This window comes from Novosphingobium sp. CECT 9465, assembly GCF_920987055.1.
Taxonomy (GTDB): Bacteria; Pseudomonadota; Alphaproteobacteria; order Sphingomonadales; family Sphingomonadaceae; genus Novosphingobium.
Map to the genome: position 1 here is coordinate 48,360 of NZ_CAKLBX010000003.1, position 20,070 is coordinate 68,429.

At 64.7% G+C, this 20,070-nt stretch carries 16 protein-coding genes; 5 read left to right on the forward strand and 11 right to left on the reverse strand.

Translation table 11 applies throughout. From position 1 onward, the window contains the following. The 3 genes from copD (at position 1) to LUA85_RS19485 (ending at position 6,060) form a co-directional block, all read left to right on the forward strand. Positions 1-927, forward strand: coding sequence for a copper homeostasis membrane protein CopD (copD, locus tag LUA85_RS19475; RefSeq protein ID WP_030541572.1), 927 nt, complete (start codon positions 1-3; stop codon positions 925-927). A gap of 249 nt (positions 928-1,176) precedes the next feature. After that, positions 1,177-3,861, forward strand: a complete 2,685-nt coding sequence (locus LUA85_RS19480; protein WP_037471820.1) for a vitamin K epoxide reductase family protein — start codon at positions 1,177-1,179, stop codon at positions 3,859-3,861. Between the two features lie 264 nt (positions 3,862-4,125). Further along, positions 4,126-6,060 carry a cytochrome c/FTR1 family iron permease gene (locus LUA85_RS19485; protein ID WP_058818219.1) on the forward strand — a complete coding sequence of 645 codons (1,935 nt, stop codon included), beginning with the start codon at positions 4,126-4,128 and terminating at the stop codon, positions 6,058-6,060. Positions 6,061-6,186: 126 nt separating this feature from the next. On the opposite strand, the gene LUA85_RS19490 is transcribed toward LUA85_RS19485, so the two are convergent. The 3 genes from LUA85_RS19490 to LUA85_RS19500 form a co-directional block, all read right to left on the reverse strand. Continuing rightward, positions 6,187-6,519, reverse strand: coding sequence for a four-helix bundle copper-binding protein (locus LUA85_RS19490; protein ID WP_039335527.1), 333 nt, complete (start codon positions 6,517-6,519; stop codon positions 6,187-6,189). A 112-nt stretch (positions 6,520-6,631) separates the two neighbouring features. Further along, complete coding sequence (cueR, locus tag LUA85_RS19495; protein ID WP_082013386.1) at positions 6,632-7,060, reverse strand: Cu(I)-responsive transcriptional regulator; 429 nt, start codon at positions 7,058-7,060, stop codon at positions 6,632-6,634. 11 nt (positions 7,061-7,071) lie between these two features. After that, positions 7,072-9,525 carry a heavy metal translocating P-type ATPase gene (locus LUA85_RS19500; protein WP_052242504.1) on the reverse strand — a complete coding sequence of 818 codons (2,454 nt, stop codon included), beginning with the start codon at positions 9,523-9,525 and terminating at the stop codon, positions 7,072-7,074. 134 nt (positions 9,526-9,659) lie between these two features. Here LUA85_RS19500 and LUA85_RS19505 point away from each other — a divergent pair, with 134 nt between their 5' ends. Together LUA85_RS19505 and LUA85_RS19510 are read left to right on the forward strand one after the other, a co-directional pair. Continuing rightward, positions 9,660-9,854 (forward strand): heavy-metal-associated domain-containing protein, encoded by a 195-nt coding sequence (locus LUA85_RS19505; RefSeq protein WP_030541577.1) that lies wholly within the window; start codon positions 9,660-9,662, stop codon positions 9,852-9,854. Positions 9,855-9,992: 138 nt separating this feature from the next. Beyond that, positions 9,993-10,364, forward strand: a complete 372-nt coding sequence (locus LUA85_RS19510) for a hypothetical protein (RefSeq protein WP_030541578.1) — start codon at positions 9,993-9,995, stop codon at positions 10,362-10,364. 114 nt (positions 10,365-10,478) lie between these two features. Here LUA85_RS19510 and LUA85_RS19515 read toward each other — a convergent pair whose 3' ends face one another. The 8 genes from LUA85_RS19515 to LUA85_RS19550 all read right to left on the reverse strand — a co-directional run bounded on the left by LUA85_RS19515 (position 10,479) and on the right by LUA85_RS19550 (position 20,039). Then, entirely contained in the window at positions 10,479-10,820 is a 342-nt protein-coding gene (locus LUA85_RS19515; RefSeq protein ID WP_030541579.1) for a hypothetical protein, read from the reverse strand. 110 nt (positions 10,821-10,930) lie between these two features. Further along, entirely contained in the window at positions 10,931-12,265 is a 1,335-nt protein-coding gene (locus LUA85_RS19520; protein WP_030541580.1) for an MFS transporter, read from the reverse strand. 37 nt (positions 12,266-12,302) lie between these two features. After that, entirely contained in the window at positions 12,303-12,809 is a 507-nt protein-coding gene (locus tag LUA85_RS19525) for a YqaA family protein (protein WP_081856854.1), read from the reverse strand. Between the two features lie 44 nt (positions 12,810-12,853). Then, positions 12,854-13,507, reverse strand: a complete 654-nt coding sequence (locus LUA85_RS19530) for a hypothetical protein (RefSeq protein WP_030541582.1) — start codon at positions 13,505-13,507, stop codon at positions 12,854-12,856. A gap of 19 nt (positions 13,508-13,526) precedes the next feature. Beyond that, entirely contained in the window at positions 13,527-14,201 is a 675-nt protein-coding gene (locus tag LUA85_RS19535; protein ID WP_226018252.1) for a HupE/UreJ family protein, read from the reverse strand. 108 nt (positions 14,202-14,309) lie between these two features. Next, positions 14,310-17,516 (reverse strand): efflux RND transporter permease subunit, encoded by a 3,207-nt coding sequence (locus LUA85_RS19540; RefSeq protein ID WP_305799998.1) that lies wholly within the window; start codon positions 17,514-17,516, stop codon positions 14,310-14,312. Further along, on the reverse strand, positions 17,506-18,756 hold the full coding sequence (locus LUA85_RS19545) for an efflux RND transporter periplasmic adaptor subunit (RefSeq protein ID WP_231472096.1): 1,251 nt from the start codon (positions 18,754-18,756) through the stop codon (positions 17,506-17,508). Before LUA85_RS19545 ends, LUA85_RS19540 begins: the two co-directional genes overlap by 11 nt. Then, positions 18,756-20,039: a TolC family protein gene (locus tag LUA85_RS19550; protein WP_030541586.1), complete on the reverse strand. Its 1,284-nt coding sequence runs from the start codon at positions 20,037-20,039 to the stop codon at positions 18,756-18,758. Before LUA85_RS19550 ends, LUA85_RS19545 begins: the two co-directional genes overlap by 1 nt. Positions 20,040-20,070 lie beyond the last annotated feature (31 nt).

The following is a 20,070-nucleotide window of genomic DNA, read 5'->3' on the forward strand; positions in this document are numbered from 1 at the left end:
ATGCTCGACTGGCCGACCGTCGCCATCCGCTTGGCGTTATACCTGGTCCTGGCGGCGCTGTTCGGCCTGTCGGCCTTCAGCCTCTATGGTCTTCGTCTTGGCGAGCGCGATGATGCCATCGCGCTGCGGCCTTGGCTCACGGCAAGCGCAGCGCTCGGGTTGCTGCTCTCAGCCGTTGGCCTGATCCTTATGGCCTCGGCGATGGCCGGTTCTGCATTCTGGCCGATCGACCAGGCAGCGGTGGCCGCGCTGCTCGGGGGGCCACCGGTTGGCACCGCCTGGAAGGTGCGTATGGTGGCGCTGGTCATCGCCGTCGGTGCAGCCCTGCTGGCGCGAGGCAGAGCATCGTGGCTGGCTATCGCCATGATTGCCGCCGCCGCGGCATTGGCGACACTCGCGTGGAACGGGCACGGCGCCATGGACGAGGGAAGCACCGGATGGCTTCACCTCGGTGCGGACATCCTCCATCTCCTTGCCGCCGGTTTGTGGGTCGGGGCGCTGTTCGGATTGCTTCTCCTGATGGCGCGCCGCGCCGAGGAGATCGATGCTGCGCACCTTCGGCTGACCCATCGCGCCCTGCACGGGTTTGGCTCCGTTGGTACGCTCGTTGTTGTTACCCTGGTGGTAACTGGTTTGATCAATAGTTGGCTGCTCGTCGGGCCAGCCAATTTCGCGGCCTTGGGGACGACGCTCTACGGCCTGCTGCTGCTCGCCAAGCTGGTTTTGTTCGCAGCGATGCTGGGGCTCGCTTCGCTCAATCGGTTCCGCCTCACGCCGGCCTTCGAGCGCTCGATTGCCATGAACGACCATGGCGGGGCGCTTACGGCGCTGCGGGTCAGCCTTGCGGTCGAGACAGCCTGCGTGATCGGCATCCTGGCGCTCGTGGCATGGCTAGGCACCCTCGCGCCACCCGCGTCGGGCATGTAAGCGCTATGGACCAACCGTCCACGCAAGCGCCGCTCAGGCCTTCCACCTTCTTTTACCCACTTACGCGGCTTAACCCTCGCCTCCCAAGACACCCCCCGCTTGGACTGAGCTTACGTGTCCGACGCCCTAAGTCGCCCACAGGCGCTTGCGGGAAGGCCGCGTCGCGCTGCAAAGCTGGGCGTGCGAGAGGGTTGGTCCGGGTGGGCCTGTCAGTGTTTTCAGAGATGAATGAACAAGGGTGGCAAAGTCATGACCGATGGCAAACGCAGTGAAGCCGGCAGCGGCCAGGGTGGCGAAGTCGTCCTCATCACGGGTGCGAGCGGTTTTATCGCCGCAGCGCTGATTGCCCAGCTCGGCGAGCGCTACACGGTCGTCGGCCTTGATCGCGCCGGCCCTCCCGACCCACCGCCGCCCGCGGCGGCGATCGACATAGACCTCGGGTCAGACGAAGCGGTCCGAGTTGCGCTTGACGAGGTGCGCGCACGGTACGGCAACCGCATCGCCTCGGTGATCCACCTCGCCGCCTATTATGATATCACGGGTGACCCCAATCCGCTCTACGACAAGGTCACCGTGCAGGGCACCCGCCGGCTGATTGACGGGCTGCAATCGTTCGAAGTCGGACAATTCGTCTTCGCCAGCACGATGCTCGTTCATAAGCCGACCCCCACACCCGACGAGCGCATCAACGAGGACTCGCCGATCGGCGCGTCCTGGGCCTATCCGCAGTCCAAGGTCGACGCCGAGACATTGCTGCATGAGCGCCACGGAAACATCCCCGTCGTTTATATGCGCGCCGCCGGAGTTTACGACGACGACGGACGCTCGGCTTTTCTCGCGCAGCAGATATCGCAGATTTACGAGCACCGCCTGATTTCGCATTTTTATCCCGGCATGCTGTGTGCGGCGCAGTCATCGGTGCACCGCGACGACTTGGCTGACGCCGTGCTGCGTCTGGTCGATCGGCGGCACGAACTGCCGTCAGAACTGCCGCTGCTCATCGGCGAGCCCGACGCACCCGGCTATGCCGAGATCCAGGACATCGTCGGCGAGGCGCTCCACGGCGAGGGCTGGAAGACGATCCGGATTCCGCAGCCGCTCGCGAAAGCCGGGATCATCCTGCAGAACGAAGCGCTCGGCAGCGACGACTTCATCCAGCCCTGGATGATCGACAGCAGCAACGACCACTATATCCTCGATATTTCACGCGCCCGCTTGCTGCTCGGTTGGGAACCGAAGCATCGCCTCCGGGACACGCTGCCGACGATCGTCGCCGCGCTGAAGCGCCACCCGCGGGCCTGGTATCGGAACAACAAGCTTAACGAGAATCTGGTTGCCTGGCACGATAAGCTAAAGGCCGAACCTGTAGCGCCGGGCCAACAACCCGCAGCGGCAGGCGGTGGAATGGCCGACATGGATCACGGGGCTGCGGACCATAGCAGCATGGACCATGCTGCCATGGGGCACCGACCTGGCGCGGCGGACATGGCGATGACCGGTCACGGTGCACACGGCGATCACATGGCCATAATGGACCGCGACGAGCGCCGTGCGCGCTGGGCTCTTTACGCAAACATCGGTCTTGGGCTGTGGCTCGCCTCCAGCCCGCTTATCTACGACTCCGTGACCACTCACAGTGTCGGCGAGGCGGCGCGCTTCGTAACTATTGATCGCGGGCTGCCGTCGATCGAGTGGCGGGCGAACGCGCTGGCCATCAGCGATGTCGTCAGCGGCCTCGCCATCGTGCTGTTCGGCGCGCTGTCGCTCGTTCCGCGCACCAAGACATGGGCGCAGTGGGCGGTCGCGTTCGTCGGCATCTGGCTGTTCTTCGCCCCGCTGATCTTCTGGAGCCCGAGCGCCGCTCAGTACAACAACAACCTGCTCATCGGCTCGGCCGTGATCGCCCTGTCGGTGCTCGTGCCGATGATGCCGGGCATGAGCATGGCGGGCATGATGGACCCCAAGAACATCCCGCCCGGCTGGACCTATTCGCCATCCACCGACGCACAGCGGCTGCCGATCGTCGCCATGGGTCTGATCGGCCTTCTCACCTCGCGCATCCTCACCGCCTACCAACTGGGGCATATTGACGGCGTTTGGGAGCCGTTTTTCGCCGGCTCCCTGAGCGATCCACGCAACGGCACCGAGGAGATCATCACCTCGGACATGTCCAAGGCCTGGCCGATTCCCGATGGTGGGCTCGGCACGGTCAGCTATGTCCTCGAGATCCTGATGGCGGTAATGGGCACCCGCGACCGCTGGCGGACCATGCCGTGGATGGTGACCTTCTTCGGCATCCTTGTCATCCCGCTCGGCGTCATCAGCATCTATTTCATCATCAGTCAGCCCATCGTCATCGGCACATGGAGCACGCTGGCGCTGATCGCCGCGCTCGCCATGCTGATCATGATCCCCTTCGCGCTCGACGAGGTGATTGCGATGGGTCAGTTCCTTCTCTGGGCGCGCCGGCAAGGCAAACCGCTGATCCGCACCTTCTTCCAGGGTGACGCGATAGAGGCGGGAGCGGTGGACGCGTCGGACGCGATGGCCTCGCCAAGCACCTTCTGGGCGGACGCAAAGAAGGGACTGACCCTGCCATGGACGCTGACTGCGAGCATCGTCATCGGCGTCCTGCTGATGCTGACCCGAATACTGTTCGGCACGGAAGGCGGTATGGCGAACAGCGATCACGTTGTGGGTGCGCTGGTCATAACGGTCGCGATCATCGCCACCGCAGAAGTTGCCCGCGCGCTGCGGCTGATCAACGTCGCGTTCGGAGCCTGGCTTGTGGCCGCGCCTTTCCTCCTCGACGGCGTTGGTCACCTTGGGGCCGTGGCCTCGGTCGTAGCCGGCATTGCGCTCGTCGGCCTCAGCTTTCCAAGGGGAAAGCGCAGCGCCGAGCATTATGCAAGCTGGGACAAGTACGTGATCTGAAAGTATCTTCAATCACTGCTTAGCCTCATCGAAAACCTTGATCGTGCATCGCACACCGTCACGCGCCTTCGCTGCCGCTTTTCTACCCCCCCGATCGTCTCCGGGTTCGCGGTCACGATCTTGTCGCCGGAGACGATCGCCCGCCAGCTCTCCGGCGGCGATGTTCATCATCCTGCCATTGGTGGTCGCGCACGCTGCCCAATACTGCTAATGAGAGTTGTTCGCATAGTCCGCGACGAGTGAAGCTTGGAATCGATCACCCATATGCCGTCACCTCTGGTCGCGCTGGTCGCGTCGCTTATGCTGCTGTTGATCCCCGCTGCGGCGATGGCCGATACCCGCGATGTTCAAACTGCTTGGCGTCTGCTCGACTATATGGCGGTCGATTATGGCGGTGCGGTCGCCAACGGCGCGGTCATAAGCGCGTCCGAATACGCGGAGATGACGGAGTTCGCCGCTGGGGTGTCGACGCGCCTCCGCGCACTTCCCGCGACGCCTGAGCGGCAATCTCTAATCCAAAGCGCTTCGCAGCTCGAAGCCGTGATCGGCCGCAAGGGATCGTCCCGAGAGGTCGCGACACTCGCGCATGGCCTCGCCGCCGATCTGCTCAAGGCCTATCCGGTGCCGCTCGCTCCCGCCAAGGCACCCGACCCCGCCATGGGAACAAGGCTATACGTCCAAAGCTGCTCGTCCTGCCACGGCCTCACCGGCGACGGACATGGGCCTGACGCTGCCAGACTCGACCCGCCGCCGATCGCGTTCACCGACGCCGAACGGGCGCGCCAGCGCAGCGTGTTCGCGCTCTATCAGGTGATAAGCCAAGGCATCGACGGGACCGCGATGCAGAGCTTCGCCGATCTGCCGAACGATCAACGCTGGGCGCTGGCGTTCCGCGCTGGCAGCTTCGCCCTGACCGACGCGCAAGCGGTCGAAGGCGAACGGCTGTGGAAGTCCCAGCCGAGCTTGCGGGCGCGGATCCCCGATTTGAAAACCCTGGTCGCGCTCACCCCCGCCGCGCTTGCGGGCAGCATCGGGCAGGCGAAAGCCGACGCGGTGCTCGCCTATCTGCGGCGCCACCCCGATCAGGTGATGCAACAAGCCCCGGGCTCGCTCGCGGTCGCTCGCTCCAAGCTTGCGCAAAGCCTCGCCGCGTTCCGGCGCGGCGACCGGCGCGGCGCAAAGGAACTGGCGCTGTCCGCCTATCTCGACGGGTTCGAGCCGATCGAACCGACGCTCTCGGCGCGCGACCCGACGCTCATGTCCAGGATCGAAGGCGCGATGGGAGAATATCGCGCCGCTGTGGAGAGCAGCACGTCGGCCGATGATGTGGCCGAACGAGTGGCAGTGCTGGGCGGCCTGTTCGATGATGCCGAGGCGGCGCTCGCGCCCGACGCCGCGACGCAGGCGTCCACCTTCTTGGGGGCCTTTACGATCCTGCTGCGTGAGGGGCTGGAAGCTCTTTTGATCGTGGTCGCCATGATCGCGTTCCTCCGCAAAGCGGAACGGCCAGAAGCCTTGCGCTATGTGCATGGCGGGTGGATCGGGGCGCTCATCGCGGGCGGGCTTACCTGGGCCGTCGCCACCTATGCGATCGGGATCAGCGGCGCGAGCCGGGAGCTGACCGAAGGGTTCGGCTCGCTGTTCGCCGCGATCGTGCTGCTCTCGGTCGGAATCTGGATGCACGGCAAGGCCCAAGCCGATCAGTGGCAACGCTATATCCGGGAGAAAATGTCACGGGCGCTATCGAGCGGGTCGGGATGGTTCCTGTTCGGGCTCGCATTCCTGGTGGTCTATCGGGAGGTCTTTGAAACGATCCTTTTCTACGCCGCGCTCTCGACACAGGGTAACACCGCGATGCTGCTGGCCGGCGCCGGCGCAGCGATCAGCCTTCTCGCCGTCATCGCCTGGGCCATGCTCCGCTACAGCCGGACGCTGCCGATTACGCAGTTCTTCCGCTACAGCTCGTGGCTGATGGCCGCTCTGACGGTCGTGCTGGCCGGTAAGGGAGTCGCTGCCCTCCAAGAGGCGGGGATCATCGACATAGCGCCGCTCGCCAGCGTGCCACGTATCTCGATGTTGGGCCTGTTCCCGACATTTCAGTCGGTGCTGGCACAACTCCTGATGCTTGCCGTGATCGTGATCGGGTTTGCCTGGAACCGCCGCGCCAAGCCGCGGGCGGGCGGGCCGCTAGCCTACTAGCGGCAGGGCAGACAACGCCCCTCTCTAAAGCGTTGCCGCAACCCTGACCGTGCATCGCACCGTCTCACGCGCCTTGGCTCGCAATGTAACGGGAGGGCGGCGGGGAAAGCGCCGCCCTCGGGCCATTTACGCGGCCATCTTGTCGCAAGCCTCGGCGCACTTGCGACATGCGGCGACGCAATCCTCCATGCCGTCCAGCCCTTCGCAGCTCGACGCGCACGCCCGGCAAATCTCGGCGCACTCGCGGCAGATATGCCGGTGGTGTTCGGACTTGCGCGCCATGAAGTCGATCGCGACGCTGCAAATCTGGGCACAGTCCAGCATCAGCTTCATGTGCTGCGGCTCGGCGTGCCGCCCTCCCGCCTCCAGGCAGTGATTCATCGCCATGTGAAGGCAGGTGATGTGGCATTCGTGGCAGGCGTCGATGCACGCCTTCATCTCGGGATCGATCTGATGCATTGTCTTTCCTTCCATATGCGCCCCGCTCCCCTCATAGATACGCGGTACTTGGCGCTATCCCTCGCCGCGGTTTGGACTTCACCGTCCTTACGGCTCGGACCATCGTCCAAGGTCAACCCTTTTCTTGCGCACAACGGAGAGTAACATGTTGAACTCCGACCGCAAGATCGTCCAGGATAGGGCAATCTGGCCGATCTCCGCCCGCGCAGCGACGCGCCAGATCTTCGAGCGACTTGCGCATCGCTCGGAGCTCGTGCTCCTTGCGCTCCATCTCCGCGGCTCGTGCAAGCGCGAGGGCCTTGACCTCACCACTCGCCCGATCGCCGTCCTGCCACAGCGCAACGAGCTGGCCGATCTCCGAAATTGGGAAGCCGAGATCGCGCGCGCGTCGGATGAAACGCAGCATGTGCACCTCGCGTTCGTCATAGTCGCGGTAGCCGGAATCACGCCGCGTGGCCTTGGGGATGAGGCCGATCGCCTCATAATGGCGGATCATCCGCTGGCTGACGCCCGAAGCTTTGGCAGCTTGTCCTATATTCACGTATTGTCTCCTCAAGCCGCTGTCGGACGCCAACGGCGAAGCGTCAGCGCATTGGCAGCGACGCTGACGCTCGACAGCGCCATCGCCGCGCCGGCGATCACCGGGCTTAGATAACCGAACGCCGCCAGCGGAATGCCGATCAGATTGTAGATGAACGCCCAGAACAAGCCTTGGCGGATCTTGGCATAGGTCCGCTTCGAGATGTCGATCGCGTCCGCCACCAGGCGTGGATCGCCCCGCATCAGCGTGATGCCCGCTGCGTGCATGGCGACGTCAGTGCCAGTCGACATGGCGATGCCGACATCCGCTGCAGCGAGGGCAGGGGCATCGTTGACGCCGTCGCCGACCATGGCGACCGTGCGGTCCTCGGCCCGCAACGCCGCTACCGCATCCGACTTTCCTTCCGGCAGGACATTGGCGACGAAGTCGTCGATGCCGAGCTTGGCTGCGGCTGCGCGGGCGCTTCCCGCATTGTCTCCGGTCAGCATCACGCTGCGTATGCCGCGGCCATGCAGCGCCGCCACGGCGGCCGCGGCGGAAGCCTTCACCTCGTCGCCGAACGCCAGCAGGCCGAGGAGGCGGCGTTCGGGCGCGCGCTCCGCAACCCAGGAGACCGTCCGTCCCTCGGCTTCCAGCCTGGCCGCCTCGGTGGCCAGCGGCGTCAGTGCGATAGCTTCGTCCTCCATCAAGCGCGTGCTGCCGAGGATCAGGTCGCGGCCGTTGACGTCTGCAGCAACCCCGCGGCCGGGCAGGCCGCGCATCCCGCTGGCGCGGGCGGGTTCGACGCCTTCCGAGCTGGCCCACGCCATGACGGCCCGTGCGAGCGGATGCTCGCTTCCGGCCTGAAGCGCCGCGGCGAGCGCGATGAGATCGGTGCGCTCGACCCCGGCGGCGGGCAGTCCGGCCAGCAGCGAGGGCTTGCCTTCGGTCAGCGTGCCGGTCTTGTCGAACGCAACGACATTGATGCGGTGCGCGGTCTCCAGCGCCTCGGCATCCTTGATGAGCACGCCGGCCCGCGCGGCAACGCCCGTACCGGCCATGATCGCGGTCGGAGTGGCTAGGCCGAGCGCGCACGGGCAGGCGATGACGAGCACCGCGACCGCGTTCAGGATCGCGACTTCCACTCCGGCGCCGGCGATCAGCCATCCGGCGAGGGTAAGCGCGGCTATGACGAGGACGATTGGCACGAACACGGCACTGACTTTGTCGACGAGCCGCTGGATCGGAGCCTTGGCGCCTTGCGCGCTTTCGACCAGGCGCACGATGCGGGCGAGGGTGGTCTCAGCCCCCACCGCCGTCGTCTCGACCAGGATGAGCCCGTCCGCGTTGATCGATCCGCCGGTCACTGGGTCTCCAGCGGCCTTGGCGACCGGAAGGCTCTCTCCGGTGAGCATGGATTCATCGACATGGGTCGCTCCCTCGATCAGTCGTCCATCGACGGGGATGCGCTCCCCGGGCCGGACGCGGACGCGGTCACCCGAGCGCACCTCCGCCAGGGCAATCTCTCGTTCGCTGCCGTCGGTGCCGACAACGCGAGCCTGGTCGGGCCGCAGCGCCATCAGCGCGCGGATCGCCTCTCCGGTCTGACGCTTGGCGCGGCCTTCGAGCCATTTGCCGAGCAGGATAAGGGTGATGACGACGGCCGAAGCCTCGAAGTAATAATGCGCGTCCATGCCGTGCATCGGCGCGAACAGCAGCTGGTAGAGGCTGAGCCCATAGGCGGCCGATGTGCCGATCGCGACCAGCAGGTCCATATTGCCGGTTCGGGCGCGCGCGGCCTTCCAACCCGCGCGATAGAAGCGCGCGCCCAGCCAGAACTGCACGGGCGTCGCGAGCAGCAGCTGGATCCAGCCCGGCACGGCCACCTCGATACCGAACGGGGCCAGCAGCATCGGAAAGACAAGCGGCAGCGACAGCGCCGCGGCGATCAGCACATGGCGGAGCTCTCTTGTTGCGGCGGCGTCGCGCCGGGCGTCCTCGGCGCCGCGTTCCGCCTCCGCCGATCCGGTGCGCGCCGATGCAGTGTAGCCAGCACTTTCGACAGCCTCGACCAAGACATAAGCGGGGACGTCACCCGCCGTTTCGATCCGCGCCGTCTCGGCCGCCAGGTTGACACTCGCGGAGCGGACGCCGGGCACTTTCAGCAGCGCCTTCTCGACCCGGGTGACGCAGGAGGCGCAGGTCATGCCGGTGATCGTCAGCTCGGTCGTCTGTGTCACCGGGGTGTAGCCCGCCGCAAGAACCGCATCGGCTACGGCAGCGACATCGGATCGTCCATCGACGAACTCGACATTCGCGCGCTCCGTCGCGAGATTGACCGAGACGCCGGCAACGCCCTGCACCCCGGCGATGGCGCGCTCCACCCGCCCGACGCACGTCGCGCAGGTCATGCCATCGATGGCCAGCGACAGCCTTTCGTCGCTTCTCGTCTGTGCCTGCATTGGCAGCTGCGCCCGGGCGTTCATGGTCGTCTCCACTACTGAGTCGACGGCCTTATGGTCCCTCACATTGTGTCAAGGTCAACAGCTAAATTCACCTCTTGACCCTGACACAGTGTCAAGCCCCATATTTGTTTCATCCACCTTATGGGAGAACGAAGATGATCGACTTCAAAGTTCAGGGAATGACCTGCGGAGGCTGTGCGCGCGGTGTGACCAACGCGCTTCAGCGCGTCGATGCCAATGCCGTCGTCAACATCGATTTGGCGAGAAAGACCGTTTCGGTAAACTCGACGGCCGATGTACAGCAGCTCAAGCAGGCCATCGAGAAAGCCGGCTTCGCGGTGACGCAATAAAGCCCCATTTTGCCTAAGGGATTTGCGGGGCGGGCGCGTAAAACAATTGTGCGGTGATCCGCACGCGCCCGCCTCGCGATCATAAGTACAGGGGGACTGTATGCGTTCCGCAGCACAATGAATGAGGGTGGCAGATTGATGACCGACGGTGAGCGCAGTGGGTCAGGGAGCGACAAGGACGCCCTCGAAGTCGTCCTCATCACAGGTGCGAGCGGCTTTACAGCCGCCGCGCTAGTTGCCCAGCCGAGGGAACGCTACACGGTTGTCGGCCTGGATCGTGTCGGTCCTCCAGACCCGCGGCCGCCCGCGTCGGCAATCGGCTATGACATCACGGGCAACCCCAATCCGCTCTACGACAAGGCCACCGTGCACGACACCCGCCGGCTGATTGACGGGCTCCGGTCGTTCGACGTCGAGCAATTCGTCTTCGCCAGCACAATGCTGGTTCATAAGCCTGCCGCCACTCCGGAAGAGCGCATCAGCGAGGAGTCGCCAATCGGTGCGTCCTAGGCGTATCCACAGTCGAAAGTTGTTGCCGAAGCACTGCTGCACGCGAGGCGCGGTAAGATTCCCGTCGTCTTCCTCCCCGCCGCCGGAGTTTACGACGGCGACGGGCGCTCGGCGTTACTCGCGCAGCAGATATCCCAGATCTACGAGCATCGCGTGATCTCGCACTTTTATCACGGGATGCTGCGTGCGGCATCGGCGCACCGCGACGACTTGGCCGATGCCGTGCTTCGCCTGGTCGATCGGCGGCACGACCTTTCGGCCGAGCTGCCGCTGCTCATCGGCGCGCCCGGCTATGCCGAGATCCAGGACATCGTGGGCGAGGCGCTCGACGGCGAGGTCCGGAAGACTATCCGGATTCCGTAGCCGCTCGCGAAGGCCGGGATCATCCTGCAGAACGAAGCGCTCGGCAGCGACGACTTCATCCAGCCCTGGATGATCGACAGCAGCAACGACCACTATATCCTCGATATCTCCCGCGCGCGTTCGCTGCTCGGATGGTAGCCGAAACACAGTCTCCGCGACACGCTGCCCGCGATCGTCACCGCTCGCTTTCACACTCACTGCCGCTACTGGATCGGCCAGCGTGGATGCAGCTCGTCGATCACGAACGCGTGGCGGGCGCGACCGCCCGGATGCCCTTCGAGAAGATGGGGATGATCGAGTGGCAGATCGTCATGCCTGTGTGCTACCACTTCGGCGTCTTCACTGGGCCAGATGCGGAACGCAATCACCGTGCCGATTAGCGCCAGCACAGCGGCCGCAGCGAACGCGGCGCCCATGCCGCCGAATGCGCCGATCTGACCTGCCAGTGGATAGGCAATTAGCCAGCACACATGGCTAAGCGCGAATTGCGCTGCAAACAGGGCGGGCCGATCCTGCCCGCCCGAAGAGCGGCGTAGCAGCCGGCCACCAGGCGTAATGCTGGCCGAATAGGCAATGCCAAGTGCTAACCAGCCCACGAGGATCACGCCCCAATAATGGGGGGCGGCGTGGTCCTGCCAAGACAAGGCGAGCGCCGCCAGCGTGACCGTCATAGCCGAAGCGGCCGACAGCATCACTGTCCGATCGGAGAGCCGTTCAAGCAAACGCGGCAGCAACAGCGCCGCCAGCATCGAGCCGCCACCGAAAGCGGCGAGCGTGATCGCCATCGCGCTCTGTCCACGCCCAAGGGCCGACTGTACCAGCACTGGCGTATTAACAATCACCATCGCACTGGCCGCGGCGGCTGCAAGAGTCACGGCGAGCAGGCCACGAAGCCGAGGCGTTTTGAGGTAAAGCCGGGCGCCGCGCGTGGTATTATAATAGATGCCGCCCGTCGGCCGGCTGGCAGCGGCCCGCGGAAGCACGGTCGTCAACACAAGAAGGGCCGAACAGGCAAAACCGATTGCAGTGCCTGAGAACAGCCAGTGGAAGCTCATAACCGTAAGCAGCGCGGCAGCGAGCATCGGGCTTGTCAGGCTTTCCATGTCATAGGCGAGGCGAGAGAGGGACAGCGCCTTAGTATAGTCCTGTTCCTCGGGCAGCACGTCAGGGATGGTCGCCTGGAAGGTCGGCGTGAACCCTGCCGAAGCCGATTGCAGCACGAAGATCAGTACGTAGATTTGCCACACCTGATCGATGAAGGGCAGCGCGAGCGCGACCAGGCAACGGATCAGGTCCATCGCGATGAGGAAACTACGGCGCGGCAATCGGTTTGCATAGGCGCCGACAATCGGGGCCACACCGATATAAGCGATCATCTTGATCGCCATCGCTGTGCCCAGCACGGCACCCGCGTCAGCACCAGCGATGTCATAGGCGAGCAGGCCCAACGCGACGGTAGCGAGGCCGGTGCCGATCAGCGCGATGATCTGGGCCAAGAACAGATGGCGATAGGTTCGGTTGGCCAATATTTTGAGCATGGCTACCTCGTTGGGCCCGTGAGACTGGTCTGCAGCCTCATGCGGTCAGATAACCATGCGCCACCATCAGCACTAGATAGCGTCCGGATTTGGCGATCGTGACCAGCAGGAGGAAGCGGGAAAGCGGCGTGCGCAAGACGCCGGCGATAAGCGTCAGGGGATCGCCGATGATGGGCAGCCATGAGAACAGCAGGGAAAGCGCGCCGAACCGGCGATAGCGCCTTTCCGCTTTCGCCATTGCGGTCTCCGAGACCGGGAACCAGCGGGCGCCGCGATGATGCGCGAGAAAGCGGCCAAGCGCCCAGTTGAGTGTTGAGCCCAGCACATTGCCCACCGACGCGGCCAGGAGCAGCGGGACCGGCTCGAACCTTCCGGAAGCCAGCATGGCGAGCAGCAGCAGTTCGGATTGTGCCGGCAGCAGGGTTGCAGCAACCAGCGCAGCCAGAAACAGGCCAGGATAACCCAGCGCGAGAAGATCGATGTCCGGCAGCTGAAAACTCTCCGGTAAAACGCATGACGCCGACGATCCCACCGCGCTGTTCATGAGGGCTCGCACGGCGGGATTCGATCGGACGAGATGCAGCGATGTCAGACAACCCGCTTGATCTCACTATAGGCGCCCTCGGTGCGTAGCATGATCGTCACCGGGGCACCCGAACGGTTGCGCCAGAACCAGCCGTGGCTGCCGTCGAATGCGGCGACGAGATCGCCTTGCTCGCCGGTCGACGCTCGGCCCTTGCCATAACCATGATAGGAGATGCCCGGAGCGTCCGCGTGGGTGTCGTAATTGACGTGGCCGCCCTCTACCGACCAGTTGAAGACGACACGGGCGCCCTTACTGGCCTTGAACTTGACCTCCGCGCCTTCGCCTGGCGCAAGTGTCAGGCGCGTCGTGTCGGTGCGCCCATCGGCTTCGCTCGCGAGGGGCACCTTCGGGGGCGCGGCTACCGGTTGCACGCTGCCGCCTGCAGCCTGCTCCACCTTTGCGAGGGCTGGCGCCTGCGCCGCCACTGCATCGGCGGCGGCGTTCTGTGCTGTTTCTTCAGCCAGCTGGACTTTGATTTCGCCCATCTGGGTAAGGCCCAGCGCGCGGCCGGCTCCGGTGGGATCGACACCATATTCCGAGGGCAGAATGACCGCGACGAGAAGGGCGCTGGCGGAGATGGCGGCAACGAGTGTCGCCCGGATCAATTGCCGATTGGTGGGCAGGTCGTCGAGATTGGGACGTTGGGCGTTGAACATGGTCGAAACCTCCTTGAAATCAGGCGACGGCAAAGCCGACGAGCTGGTAGCCGACCAGCACGAAGCCGGCGGCCATCAGGATGGTGTTGGCGGCGAAGGCGTGGCGCATGAAACTTGAGGTCCGGCGCCAGTAGCCCATCAGGATCAGGATGGCGCCGAGCGCGAGAAGTTGCCCGATCTCGACGCCGATATTGAAGGCGATCAGGTTGGCGAGCAGGCCGTCACTTGAAATCTCGAACTCAAGAATCTTTGTCGCCAGGCCGAACCCGTGGAAGAAGCCGAACACCAGCGTCGCGACCTTGGTATTGGGTTGGAAGCCGAACCAGCGCTGGAACGCGCCAAGATTGTCGAGCGCCTTATAGACAACCGACAGGCCGATGATTGCGTCGATGAGATAGGCGTTGGCGCTGATCCCCATCAGCACGCCGAACAGCATGGTCGTCGAATGGCCGATCGCGAACAGCGTCACGTAAAGACCGATGTCCTTCATCCGGTAGAGGAAGAAGATCACGCCGAACAGGAACAGCAGATGGTCGTAGCCCGTGACCATGTGCTTGGCGCCCAGATACACGAACGGGAGAAACAGGACGCCGCTGCTTTCCTGGATATAGCCCTTGTCGCCTTCCGCGACATTGTGGGCGAACGCCTCGACCCTGAGGCAGAAGGAAAAAGCAAGCAGCCCGAGGGCGATCATCAGCCTGCTTCGTGAGATATGCTGGGTAAGGGTTGCGTATAAGCTCATCGGAGAACTCCTTGGCCGGTCTCTCGCGCGCCGCCGGGCGCAGGCGGGAGCGGCAACGGTTCAGGCTTGCGCGAGGGACGTATCAGCGGATGGGCGTTCGTCTTCACGGCGCGCTTCGCGACCGTGGACGATGCGATAGAGTGCGGGCAGCACCAGCAGCGTCAGCAAGGTCGAGGAGATGATGCCGCCGATAACGACAGTAGCGAGCGGACGCTGTACCTCCGCGCCCGCGCCGACATTGAACGCCATCGGCACGAACCCCAGGCTCGCCACCAGCGCGGTCATTAGCACCGGCCTCAGCCTTGTGAGCGCGCCTTCGCGTATCGCGTCCTCAAGGCTGTTGCCCGTCTCCCGGAGCTGGCGGATGAAGCTCAGCATGACCACGCCGTTGAGCACCGCCACGCCCGAGAGGGCGATGAAGCCCACGCCCGCCGAGATGGAGAGCGGCATCCCGCGGATCAGCAGTGCCGCCACGCCGCCGGTCAGCGCCAATGGCACGCCCGAGAAGACGATTGCCGAATCCCTGGCGGATCGGAACAGCCCGTAGAGCAGGCCGAAGATCAGCAGCAGCGCGGCAGGCACGACCAAGCGCAACCGCTCGGCTGCCGAGATCAGTTGCTCGAAGGTGCCACCATAGCTGACCCAATAGCCGGAGGGGACTTCGACTTCCGCATCCACTTTTTGTTGAAGCTCCTCGACGAACGAGCCAAGGTCGCGCCCGCGCACATTGGCGGTCACGACGACGCGTCGCTTGCCGTCCTCGCGGCTGATCTGGTTGGGGCCGATGACGACCTCCACTTTCGCCACGTCGGCGAGCGGTACGAACCCAAGCGGGTCCGTGCCATTGCCGGCCAGCGGAATTCGCAACCGGCCGATCTCGTCGGCTCTGCTTCTGATGTCCTCGGGCAATCGCACGATCACCGGGAAGCGCCGGTCGCCCTCGAAGATCCGGCCGGCTTCGCGCCCGCCAATGGAGACAGCCACAACGTCCTGAATGTCGCCGATGTTGAGACCGAGCCGCGCCAGCGCGGCCCGGTCGGGCGTGATCTGCAAGACGGGCAGCCCCGTCACCTGCTCGACGCTCACATCCTGCGCGCCTTCGATGCCGCTCGCCACGCTCTCGACAGCCTGACCTATCTCTAGAAGCTGGTCGAGATCGTCGCCGAACACCTTGATCGCGACATCCGCCCGGACCCCGGACAAAAGCTCGTTGAATCGCATCTGTATGGGCTGGGTGAACTCATAGTTGTTGCCGGGAATCGTCGCGGCTGCCGTCTGCATCTCGCGAACCAGCTCGGCCCTGGGTTTCCGTGGGTCCGGCCAGTCCTTGCGATCCTTGAGCATGATGAACGTGTCGGCGACCGAAGGCGGCATCGGATCGGTCGCCACTTCGGCCGTGCCGATCTTCGAGACGATCCGCTCAACTTCCGGGAACTGCTTGAGCCGTGCTTCGAGCGTTGTCTGCATCCCGATAGCTTGCGTGAGGCTGGTGCCGGGAATGCGCAGCGCATGGAGCGCGATGTCGCCCTCATCCAGATTGGGGACGAACTCTGATCCCATGCGCGTTGCGGCAAAGCCCGCTATGGCGACCAGCACCACCGCGCCCGCGACGAACGCGACCCGCAGCCGCAAGGCGGTGTCGAGGGCGGGCGCATAGAGTTTGCGTGCCCAGCCCATCACGCGGCTTTCCTTCTCCTCGACCTTGCCCGTGACGAACAGCGCGACCGCCGCCGGCACGAAGGTGAGCGAGAGAATGAGGGCGAAGGTCAGCGCCATGACAACGGTGATCGCCATCGGGTGGAACATCTTCCCCTCGACGCCGGTCAGCGCGAAGATCGGCACATAGACCAGCGCGATGATGAGCATGCCGAACAGCGACGGGCGGATGACTTCAGATGTCGCGGAGGCGGTTAGAGCAAAGCGTTCTTCACGGTCGAGCAATCGTCCCTGGCGGTGCTGCGCCTCGCCGAATCGGCGCAGGCAATTCTCGACGATGATGACGGCGCCGTCGACGATCAGGCCGAAGTCGAGTGCGCCAAGGCTCATCAGGTTGCCCGACACACCCGCGCGCACCATGCCGGTGATGGTCATAAGCATGGTGACTGGGATCACCGCCGCCGTGATGAGTGCCGCACGGATATTGCCGAGCAGCAAGAACAGGACCACGATCACGAGCAGCGCACCTTCCGCGAGGTTCTTCTCGACCGTCCAGATCGCCCGCTCGACGAGATCGGTGCGGTCGTAGATCGGCACTGCCTTCACGCCCGCTGGCAGGGCCTTTGCAGCTTCTTCCAGTCGCTCGGCTGCTGCCCGCGCGACGATCCGGCTATTCTCACCCGCGAGCATGAACACGGTGCCGAGCACCACTTCCTGCCCGTTTTCAGTCGCGGCGCCGGTGCGCAGCTCCTCACCCATGCCGACATCGGCGACGTCGGCCACGCGGATCGGCACGCCGCCGCGATTGGTGACGATGATCGACTTGAGATCGTCGATACCCGACGCTTGGCCGGGCACGCGGACAAGATACTGCTCGCCATAGCGCTCGACATAACCGGCGCCGACATTGGCGTTGTTGCGGCCGAGTGCCTCGACGACATCATTGAGCGTGAGGCCATAGGCGGAAAGCCGGTCGGGCAGCGGGGCCACATGATATTGCCGCTCATAGCCGCCGATGCTGTTGACCTCGGTGACGCCCGACGTGTTTCTGAGTTGCGGCCGGATCACCCAGTCCTGCAAGGTCCGCAGGTCCTCGGGCGTATAGCGGCCGCCGTCGGGCTTGCGTGCGCCGGGGGCTGCCTCCAGCGTGTACATGAAGATCTCGCCGAGGCCCGTGGCGATCGGTCCCATCTCGGGTATGACGCCTTCGGGCAGCTGGTCGCGCGCGGTCTGGAGCCGTTCGTTGATGAGCTGGCGCGCGAAATAGATGCTGGTGCCGTCCTCGAACACCGCCGTCACCTGGGAGAGGCCATAGCGCGAGATCGAGCGGGTGTATTGAAGGCCCGGCAGGCCGGCGATCGCCGTCTCGACCGGGAAGGTCACGCGCTGTTCGGCTTCCAATGGCGAGAAGCCGGCCGCCTCGCTGTTGATCTGGACCTGAACGTTGGTGATGTCGGGTGTGGCGTCGATCGGCAGGCGCTGGAAGGCCCAGACGCCGATCGCGCAGAGCAGCGCAACCATGGTCAAAACGGCCCAGCGAAAGCGGATCGCGTTGGAGATGAAGCGTTCGAACAACGCCGAACGGACGGGCGTTTCGTTCTCAGTGGTCATGGCTGGCTCCCGACTTGTCGATGTCGGCACGGATCAGGAACGCGCCATCGGTCACATATTCGGTGCCGGGTTCAAGGCCGCCGAGCACTTCGGTCCATTCGGGCGTGCGGCGCCCGATCTCCAGCATTCGCACTTCGTAGGTGTTGCCAACCTTGGCATAGACCACCTCGAAGTCGCGAAACCGCTGAATCGCCTTGGTCCTCACCGCAAGCGGCACTTGCGCTTCGGCCACGGCAAAGGAACCCTCGACGCCCATGCCTGGCCGGAATTCGCGCGACGCACTCGGCGGTAGATGGACATGCGCCATCATCGTCTGGCTGGCGACGTCCGCGGTCGGCAGAACGGCTTCTACCGGGGCGTCGAGCTTCGCATCGCCGGAGAGACTGCGAACGTTGACCCGCTGGCCGACGCGTACGCGCTCGGCGTCGCGCGGATAGACGAAGAACTCGGCATGAAGCCGGGTCGGATCGGCGATCACGAACAGCGCCCTATCGCCGGTGGTATCGCCGACATTGGCGTTCTTCTCAATGATGGTGCCGCTGATAGGGGCCGACACGGCATAGGTCTGGAGCGAATGGCTGGATTCGACACGCAGCAACGCCTGTCCCCGGTTGACCCGATCGCCCAGCTTGCCACTCATCCAGACGATTTGGCCGGGAAGCCGGGCGCGCACATCGGCCTTGCCTTCGGGTGTGATTTCGATGCGGCCGCCCATGTCGATCAGCTCGGCCACCGTTGCGGGACCGGCGCGCTCGGAGCGCACCCCGCCGGCCTTGGCCGCCTGCGCGGAAATAGTGGTCCGGCCCTCGTAGGACGCGTAAGTCCAGCTGTGCGTGCGCCCGCCTTCGACGGCGCGCACCTTAACGTCGAAAGAGTGGGGCTCGATGACCACGCCGCCGCCGCGCAGATAGTCCTCTTGCGGCGTGAAGGCGAAGCGATCGACCTTACCGCCGAGGCGCGACAGCTCGATGGCAAGCTGGACGTCACCTGGCGCTATCGGCTTGCCGTTCCGGTAGGCATAGACGTGGAACTGGGGATCGACACCCTCCTCGAAAATCGTGATCTCGACCGCGAAATCCCCGTCGCGCAGCATTCGCCCGCGATGCGGCCCGCGCTCATAGTCATCGGCGGCAGCGGCCGCCTGGCTTTCGCCCGCCTCCTTGGTGGCAGGGGACTCGCCACAGCCGGCGAGCAGCGCAAATGCGAGCATCGAACCCGCAGACAATAGGAATCGTGTCATCAGCGGTTCTCCGCGCTGGAAAGGAGGGAGGCATGACGGCCGGTCAACCGATCGAGCCGGGCGCCGCGAAGATGGAAGCGGCGCAGCAGTTCGACCCGGCGGGATCGTGCATCAACGACAGCCTGCTGAGCCTGGTTGACTTCGAGGAAGGTGAACGCGGTGCCGCCACGCGCGAAGCCGTCGCGGACAAGCGTCACCGCGCGCGCCGCGCTTGGTAGCACTTCGCGTTCAATCCAGGCGATCTCGGTGGCAAGCGCCGCGCGTTCGGCAACAATCCTGTCGATTTCGCGCCCGAGCTGTGCCCGCGCAACGGCAAGTTCGGCTTCGGCCGCCTGTGCTTCCGCATTGGCGCGCGCGACATTGCCGCGGTTGGCGGTGCGGTTGCCGAGCGGGATCGAACCCCCGACTATGATCGCCACATCATTGCCCTGCCCGAAATGGCGTAGGCCCACCCGCGCGCTGGGGTCGCCGACGCTGCTTGCCTCCGCAAGGCGGATCTTTGCCCCGGCGGCGTCCCGCTCGGCGGTGAGCAAGGCGAGTTCGGGGCTATCATCCCCCGGGGGCCGGGATGGCTCCATAATAGTGAAAGGCTGGGTGTCGAGGTTGTAATCGCCGCCGGTGGCTCCCCAATAAGAGGCGAGCGTCGTGCGGGCGATACGGGCATTCTCGCGTGCTTGATCCAGTGCGATCCGAGCTTGCGCCACAGTGGTTCGCGCTCGTTCCGCCGCGAATAGAGGATCGAGAGCCCGACCTACCCTGCGGTCTACTTCACCTTCTACCTGCCGCGCCCCAGCAAGGCGCTGGGCGGCGATCGGGATAGCGGCTTCGGCTGCTAGCGCCTCAACCCATGCAGCCTGCACCTGGGCGAACAGATCAAGCATCCGCAGGCGATTGCGCTCGGCGGTGACGCCAAGTTCCGAGCGAGCAGCGCCAACACGCGCTTCACGCTTGCCGCCGCGCTCCCAAGTCCGTTCATACCAGGCGGTCGCCTGCGAACGCCCAAGAGCAGAATACGGGCCGGTGCCGGTGAAGTCCTCTACATCGACGCCCACGACATCTCGTGGCCGCACATCGGCCTGGGTAATCGCGGCATCGGCGGCTTGAATTCGCGCGGCATTGGCTGCCACGGCGGGATCGCCAGTGGCGACCCTGGAAAGGGCGTCGGATAGACTGAGGTCTTGCGCCACCCCGACGGACGGGTCGGATAGGGCAGCGATAGCCGCGCCTATCGCAAGCGCGCGCCGAAAGCGCACCGGCTGGTGCGCAAAGAATATTGAAAACATGACAATTCGGCCTCACGAACAGGCGTGGCTA

What these genes read in the sequence shown, in the direction of transcription:
- LUA85_RS19545 (WP_231472096.1), bottom strand. Translation starts at nt 18,756, where the DNA reads ATGACACGATTCCTATTGTCTGCGGGTTCGATGCTCGCATTTGCGCTG.
- LUA85_RS19510 (WP_030541578.1), top strand. Translation starts at nt 9,993, where the DNA reads ATGACCGACGGTGAGCGCAGTGGGTCAGGGAGCGACAAGGACGCCCTC.
- LUA85_RS19535 (WP_226018252.1), bottom strand. Translation starts at nt 14,201, where the DNA reads ATGATCGCCCTCGGGCTGCTTGCTTTTTCCTTCTGCCTCAGGGTCGAG.
- LUA85_RS19525 (WP_081856854.1), bottom strand. Translation starts at nt 12,809, where the DNA reads ATGAACAGCGCGGTGGGATCGTCGGCGTCATGCGTTTTACCGGAGAGT.
- LUA85_RS19505 (WP_030541577.1), top strand. Translation starts at nt 9,660, where the DNA reads ATGATCGACTTCAAAGTTCAGGGAATGACCTGCGGAGGCTGTGCGCGC.
- LUA85_RS19490 (WP_039335527.1), bottom strand. Translation starts at nt 6,519, where the DNA reads ATGCATCAGATCGATCCCGAGATGAAGGCGTGCATCGACGCCTGCCAC.
- LUA85_RS19520 (WP_030541580.1), bottom strand. Translation starts at nt 12,265, where the DNA reads ATGCTCAAAATATTGGCCAACCGAACCTATCGCCATCTGTTCTTGGCC.
- LUA85_RS19550 (WP_030541586.1), bottom strand. Translation starts at nt 20,039, where the DNA reads ATGTTTTCAATATTCTTTGCGCACCAGCCGGTGCGCTTTCGGCGCGCG.
- LUA85_RS19485 (WP_058818219.1), top strand. Translation starts at nt 4,126, where the DNA reads ATGCCGTCACCTCTGGTCGCGCTGGTCGCGTCGCTTATGCTGCTGTTG.
- copD (WP_030541572.1), top strand. Translation starts at nt 1, where the DNA reads ATGCTCGACTGGCCGACCGTCGCCATCCGCTTGGCGTTATACCTGGTC.
- LUA85_RS19480 (WP_037471820.1), top strand. Translation starts at nt 1,177, where the DNA reads ATGACCGATGGCAAACGCAGTGAAGCCGGCAGCGGCCAGGGTGGCGAA.
- LUA85_RS19540 (WP_305799998.1), bottom strand. Translation starts at nt 17,516, where the DNA reads ATGACCACTGAGAACGAAACGCCCGTCCGTTCGGCGTTGTTCGAACGC.
- LUA85_RS19500 (WP_052242504.1), bottom strand. Translation starts at nt 9,525, where the DNA reads ATGAACGCCCGGGCGCAGCTGCCAATGCAGGCACAGACGAGAAGCGAC.
- LUA85_RS19530 (WP_030541582.1), bottom strand. Translation starts at nt 13,507, where the DNA reads ATGTTCAACGCCCAACGTCCCAATCTCGACGACCTGCCCACCAATCGG.